1 protein-coding gene is annotated in these 7,372 nt (G+C 62.0%); it reads right to left on the bottom strand.

Annotated elements, in window-relative coordinates; genetic code table 11:
* Positions 1-7,314 (bottom strand): SDR family NAD(P)-dependent oxidoreductase (locus ACNA0J_RS13730; RefSeq protein ID WP_415819423.1); only part of this gene is annotated, 7,314 nt, incomplete at its 3' end.
* Positions 7,315-7,372 lie beyond the last annotated feature (58 nt).

Here is a 7,372-nt window from a genome sequence, read left to right as displayed (position 1 = left end):
CCCGCCCGGCACCGCAAGCGGCCGGCGGCCTAGCCGCCGGCCAACCGATGCGAGTGAGGTGATCGGTTCGATGTCCTCGGTCGATCGCTCCAGCTTTGCAACTTGAGACGTTGTCACAAACGCCGGCGCCAGCACATCACCATGCTCACGCACCAGATAGGCTGTCAACGCCGCAATCGTCGGCGCTTCAAAGAATACCGTTGGGCTCAGCGTCAACCCATACCGCTGGTTCAACACATTGCCAAATGAGGTCAGCGTGATCGAATCGAAACCGAACTCGCTCAGCGACGCCTCTCGCTCCAAGCGTTCGCGCGGCATCTTCAAGTGCGTCGCCATCAAGCCCGTCAGCGCCCGCTCCAACTGCCCCGCGAAGGCCTCGCCTGAAGGCATCGTCCCCACGCTCGCACGTGCTTCCCCGGCACTCCCCGCCTGCACTGACACGGTCTGCTCCTGCACCGGGACTGCCTTCGTCTGCGTCGACGATGTCTTCTCATAGGCCGCGCGCACACTAGTCAGCAGACGCTTCCGATCCCCGTGCAGCACCAGCACGTGCGAGATATGCGACGCGACGGACACTCCCTGCGCGAACGCCGCGATCCCCGCCTCATCAGGCAAGGGCCCCATCCCCGTCAACCGCCGCATCCGCTCCTGACCCGCTGCATCGACCTGCATGCCTCCCGAGGCCCACAGCGGCCAACTCACCGAGATCGTCTGCCCCCGACGCAGTCCCTGAGCCACCAGCCCCTGGCGGTACGCTGCATACGCATCCAGGAATCCGTTGCCCGCCGCATAATCGACTTGCCCCACATTGCCCCAGACGCTCGCCACCGACGAACACAGCACCAGCCAGTCCAGTGCCAACTCTCGCGTCGCCTCGTCCAACGCCACCACACCAGCTACCTTCGGCTGCAACACCGTGCCCAGATCCGCCTCGGTCTTGTTCGCCAGCAGACTATCGCGCAACACTCCCGCCGTGTGGATCACCCCATTTAACTGACCGTGCTCTACCACGATCGACCGCGACAGCGCCGCCATCGCCGCCTCATCATCAACGGCCACCGATCGGTATTCCGCCCGAGCGCCTCGTGCGCGCAGATCCTGCAACCAGGCCTCCTGCGTGGGCTCCAGCGCGCGGCGGCCGGTGAGCACCAACACCGGCTCGCGCACCTGCTGCGCGATCGCCTGCGCGAACACCCTGCCCAGACCTCCCATCCCGCCAGTGATCCAGTACACGCCGCCGTCGCGCCAGGGTAACGATAACGAACCGTCGGCAGGCGACGTCTCCACCCACTCCAGCACGTCGCGACCCGCCGCCCCGTGACGCACCACCGCCACCGGTTGCGCCGCTTCCGCGCGTAGCCGCGCGGCGAGGTCCGCTATCGTGTCGGTCACCACCACTTGCGTGGTCAACATCGGATACTCTTGCACCGCACTGCGCAACATGCCGCCCAAGCCTTGCAGCACCGCATCTTCGCCGCGTCCCGGCACCACCAGCTGCACCAACGTTGGCTGCGCCGACGCTGCCGACACGATTCGCTTGAGCTGAGCCAGCACCTGCCTCGCATAGGCACCGTAACGCTGCACCAGCGTGTCGGTGCCGGCTCCGTTGTCGATCCTACTCAACCTGACGCATTGGGCCGGCGCCAGTGCCGCCTCGAGCGACGAGTCGAACCCAGCGCCCACCACCTCCTCGCACCAGAGCACCCAATGCTGCGCGTAGGCCGACCCTCGATCCGGTTCCGGTGCCTGAGCCAACAGCGACCGAGCGGTCCACTGCGGCATCAACAGCACCGTCTGCGGCGGCGCCAGACGCTCCACCGCGCGGCTGCTGAATCCGCTCAACCGCACCGCCACGCGCCCCTGCGGATCGACAATCTCCACCTGCAGCTTACGCACCGCTGCGCTGTCGCCTGCCGCTGGCCGCACCACGGCATACGCGGGCACCGGCACCGGCGACCACTGCTCCACCGACTGCACCGCAAACGGCACCGTCGGCCCTGAGTCCTCCGGCATCAGGCCCAACAAACATGCTTGCAACGCGCCGTCCAACAAGCTGGGTGGCAAGCCATAAGCGGGATCGTCATCGGCCGGCGCAGGTGCCGGCCACTGCAACGACCCGACAGCCAAGTTCTCGCCTATCTGCAGTTGCGTCAACGATTGGAAGCTCGGTCCCTGGTGCAAGCCCATCGCGGCAAACCGCGCATAACAATCCCCGCTGCTAAGCGTACGCCCACACTGTGCCCGCAACCCCGCCAGATCAACGGTCGGCGCTTCACCGAGCGCTGAGACCACCGCCCAGCCTTGGCTGTACACCTGCGCCTCTTCACCTTCGCCGCTATAAATCTCGTAGCTGATCCGCCCGTCGTCCTCTACTTCCAAGCCAATGTGCACCTCCAGCGGCTCGGCAACCGCCAGGCGCCGCACCCAGCTCACCTGCTCCAGGCGAATCGCCGCCGCGCCGCCCAATGCCAAGCTCACCGCGGCTCGCGCCCACTCCAACTGTGCTACGCCCGGCACCACTCGCTGACCCAGCACGATGTGATCGCGCAAGACAAATTCCTCGCCCGTCAGCCATGTGCTGTAGCGCTGTTCGCTCAAATCCGACGTATTACGATGCACCAACGGGTGCAACACCGCCTCGCGCCCCGAGACGGCCAATGCGCCAGCGATCTGCGCAGTCCGTGCTGTTGACCCGCTCTCTGGCACCCAATAGCGCTCCTTCGCGAACGGATACGTCGGCAAGCTCACCCGAGAGGGCCGCGACGCGCCGTACAGCGCCGACCAATCCACCGCCAGGCCTTGCACCCACAGCTCACCGAGCGTTTCAAGCTCGCCGCGAGCTACCCATTTGTCGACTGCTTCGTTCAACTCCTTTGCAACAAGAGCTAATACGCTCAGCGTCCCACGGTCACGCTTCGCCGCTCCTTGCCAACTCCCCTTGAGCTCCCTATTTCCCGCCAGAAACTGTGCCAACTTGTTTGCGAGATCCTCAATCGAGCCGGCCGTCAGCGCCAAACGATGCTCCATCGCATCGCGCCCTATCTGCAGCGTGTAGGCAAGATCAACCAAGTTGACCTCATGGGTCTGCACATACGCCTGGAGTTGTTTCACATGCGCGCGCAGGCGCTCTTCATCCCGCGCCGAGAGCACCACCAGCACCGGCTGCCCCGCCAGCACCTCGGCGCGCGCAGAACCGCGTCTGTCATAGCCCTCGAGCACGACGTGAGCGTTCGTCCCACTGAAACCAAAGCTGCTCACGCCAGCAATCATCTTGCCGGCCGGCCAAGGCTGCGCCTTGGCTACGACCTTGACCGGCAGGCGATCCCAAGCGACATGCGGATTGGGCGTACTGAAATGCAAATGCCTCGGGATCAAACCATGTCGCATCGACAGGATAACTTTGATCAGTCCCGCAACGCCCGCCGCCGTTTCCAGATGTCCAATATTCGTCTTGACGGAACCCAGCAGCAGCGGCCGGCTTTCATCACGCCCAATTCCCAAGGCCGCCGCCGCGGCATGCACCTCGATCGGGTCGCCCAGCGACGTTCCCGTCCCATGCGCTTCGAGATAATTAACCTGGTGCGGCGCCACCCCGCTTCGCTTGAGAGCCGCCTCAATGACCGCCTGCTGCGCCTTCTGATTCGGCGCGGTCAGACCGGCACTGGCGCCGTCCTGATTGATCGCGCTGCCACGAATGATCGCCCATATCGGATCACCATCCCGCTCGGCATCTGCCAAGCGTTTTAACACCAGCACGCCGCAGCCTTCGCCTCGGACATAGCCATTCGCGCCAGCGTCGAACGTCTTGCAACGGCCGTCCGCTGACAACATCCCGGCATTGCCAAACGCAGCAAAAGTCTCGGCGTTCAGTAAAAGGTTCACACCACCGGCAACGGCGACGGCGCATTCTCCCGCGCGCAGACTTTCGCAAGCCAGATGCGTAGCTACCAACGAGGAGCTGCAAGCGGTATCCACGGACAGCGTGGGCCCGTGCCAATCGAAATAGTAGGCAATGCGACCTGCCGTGATCGCGGCGGCATTGCCCGTGGCGAAATGCGGATCCCGATCATGGTCGCCCGCCTGCTGGCGCAGCAGCAGTTCGTAATCATGGCCCATCACGCCGACAAACACGCCGGTATCTGAACCTGCCATCCCTGCCGCAGAGAGGCCTGCTTCCTCCAATGCTGCCCACACCGCTTCTAACAGAAAGCGCTGCTGCGGGTCCATCAGTTCCGCTTCTCTCGGAGAAACTCTGAAGAACGACGCATCGAACCGATCAATATCGGTGAGAAATCCACCGGACTTGCCCACACGTTCGGCCAACGGATCTCTCGGCGCACGCGGCCGATCGATACCAGAACCTGGACGCCCTTGAACAGCATCCACCTCGCCCTTCAGCAGTTCCCAGAACTGTTCAGGAGTATTTGCCGCGCCTGGGAACCTGCAGCTCAATCCGATGATGGCAATCCGTTGATCCCCTTGTGCGCATCGACGCTCGCCTTCTTCACTGGATCCAGTTGAATTGGCGATCGGTCCGCCAGACGACTCATCGTCAGGGAAGACGTCCTCATTTTCCAAGCTGACTTGCGGCGCCAAATGCTCGATGATCGAGGCAGGGGTACCGTATTGAAAGAAAATGGTTGAATCGAACTCTAGCCCGAACCTCTCATTGAGCCGATGCCGCAGATCCAGCAGGTCGAGCGACGTCAACCCCATGGCCATCCATGGCGCCTCGTCCTGGTAAGCGCCAGACCGAGAGGCTCCCAGCACGTGCTCAATCAATTCGCGGACCTGGCGTTTTACCAACGCGTCTGCGCCCTTGTTCGTCGGAAAATGCTTGACCGGATCACGTCCCAAGCCAGAGACGGGCTCCGGCGAGGCCTGCACCGTTGCCGGCATACCCTGGACAAGTTCAGGCTGCGTGTCGAGATGTGCCGTGATCGACGCGGGCGTGCCGTATTGAAAGAAAATGGCCGAATCGAACTCACGCCCGAACCGTTCATTGAGCCGATGCCGCAGGTCCAACAAATCGAGCGACGTCAGCCCCATCGCCATCCACGGTGCATCGTCCTGGTAAGCTCCCACCCGGGTCGCCCCCAACACCTGCTCAATCGTCTCCCGCACTTGGCGCCTGACCATTATCCCGGCCGGCGGCATCACGGGCGCATTGAGTTTTTCCGGCGCTTGCACTGCGGCATTGCGAACATTCGGATATTCGATCAGAACACCCGATCCTTCATTCGCCGTGTCTTCTGGGCGAAACCGTGATACGACCTGACGGATTTTTGCACCGTGCGCTTCATGGAAACTCAGCACCGGCTCGATCAGGCGGCCGGCTTGATCCCGCTGCCGGATGTATTGCTCCAACGAAACCGTGCCCACTCGCGCGTAGTTTTGGCACCGGCTGACACCGACGAGTTTTTCAAAACCTTCGCACGTAGAAAAGTAGGCGAATGCGAACTCGAGAATGTCATCTGCCAGGCCCGTACCCTGCATATCGGGTGCAACGCAAAGTCCGAGCAAATGTCCAACTGCGCCTTCCGGATTGTGGATACTGCCGAACCTCGCGTAAGGCGTATGCAGCAGCTGCTCAACACTATCTATCCGTTGAGAATAGAGCGCGCCAATCATCCGACCGTCTTGCTCCACCACCATTTGCCCGAGCGGAAACTCAATGACGCGGCGACGTAGTTCTGCTTCAGGTGCCGCTAGATTTTCCGGCCAACACGCTATATCCAGTGCTCGCAGCTGCTTTACATCCTCCTCGGATGGATGCCGCATCCGGTAGCGCCGTGCGACCAGCCTGTTCAAGGTGATACGAGTAAACGGTGCTGCCGGCGGAAAATGTCGGAACGAAGCACGGTCAGGGAAAAGCCCTGCTTCCGCAGCCGCCATCAAAAACATCGGCGCCTCGAACAGCTGCTGGCCCGAAAAGGCATGGTAAGCGTCGAAGTGCAATGCGCCGGTCCGATCCCGCAGCGTCCGCACCGTTGCCGGTTTCAGGCAATGCACCTCTAGCATGGCCAAGCCGTACTTCGACACAGCATCACGCCATCGTCCCAGATGCTCTACCAAGCTCTGCAGGGCGATCGCGGGTTCGATCTGTTCGCCATCACGGCCAACATACACCCCCGTCAGCGGCAGGCTGCGTTTTCTGGCAACCGCCACGTCGTCTTGCGGCGACTGCGCAGGCCGGTCATGATCCAGGAAAGACCGAATATGCAAGATGTTTTCCGGATCGGTGATGCCACGCGCCTCCAAGTCCCTGATCAAACCTTCCGGATCGCCGATATCGCCGGCCACCAGCAGATGCGGCAAGCCGGCCAGGGTTCGCGAAGTTGCCTCCAGCGCCCGCTCGTTAAAGTCCGCGCCGATCAGTTGCAACGGATAACGGTCCAGTACTTGGCCGCGTCGGGTCTGGCTTTGGACAGCTTCGTAAACGTGGCGCAACAGCGAACCGTCGCCGCACCCCATATCAGCGATATAGCGAGGTTGTGCCGCGACCGGCTCGCTATCGAATACCTGTGCGATCAACTCGCCGAGCGCCTCAAAATAAATCTTGTGTTGAGAGCCGCTGCCGGTCACGTTGAGCTGGCGCTCGACATGCAGTTCATGCCCCTGTTCATCGCGGCGGAAGACATCGTCGACCTTGCCGAACAAGACCGCATCCAGGCCGCACATCATCGGCCGATAGGAGACCACCGTACCGAGCGCCCCACCACTTTCGACGAGATAGCGACCAGCTCCATTGAGCGCGAACCGGGTGCCTTGGACACTGCCCCACCGACGCTGCTCGAAATAGTGATGCAATACGGCCAGGCACGCGGTAGACACCGCGTCGGGCCGGGCCGCGCCCTCCAGCACTGGGACGCCACCCAAACGATGGATCTCGACCAACAACGGCGACAGCAAAGCGCCATCAAGCATTCCGGCAAGCTGTCGTCCGGCCCCATTCCATCCTGCAATGGAGACATCCAGCCAGTTCTTCAGTTTCGCGCCAGTCGATTCGCGCAGGACGTCCGGGATCTTCAGATCGATCAGCTCGTCCGTATTTGCCGGCACCTGCGCAACCGCATGGGCTGCTGGCGCCAGCGCATATTCATCCGCCGATATCTGTTCGAGCCATCCCAATTCCACCAGCAGCCGCAAAGCGACCCTCAGATGACCACTGTTTGCCCCCGTTTCGGCGACCAATTGTTCTGCACTCAAAGCAGAACGATTGGCTAACAGCGAGAACACATCGTGCCTGCGACATGCTTCGATGACCGGGACAGCGACATATCCATCAGCAAGGCTATTGATCACGTCAAGCACGAGGGTTTCCTTATACAGACCAATTGAGTTCAGTAGATAAACTCAGATAAGCACCAAC

Origin of the sequence: Bordetella tumbae, assembly GCF_965139195.1 — a bacterium.
GTDB classification, from domain to species: domain Bacteria; phylum Pseudomonadota; class Gammaproteobacteria; order Burkholderiales; family Burkholderiaceae_B; genus Bordetella_A; species Bordetella_A tumbae.
This window is presented reverse-complemented; position numbering and strand designations above follow the sequence as displayed.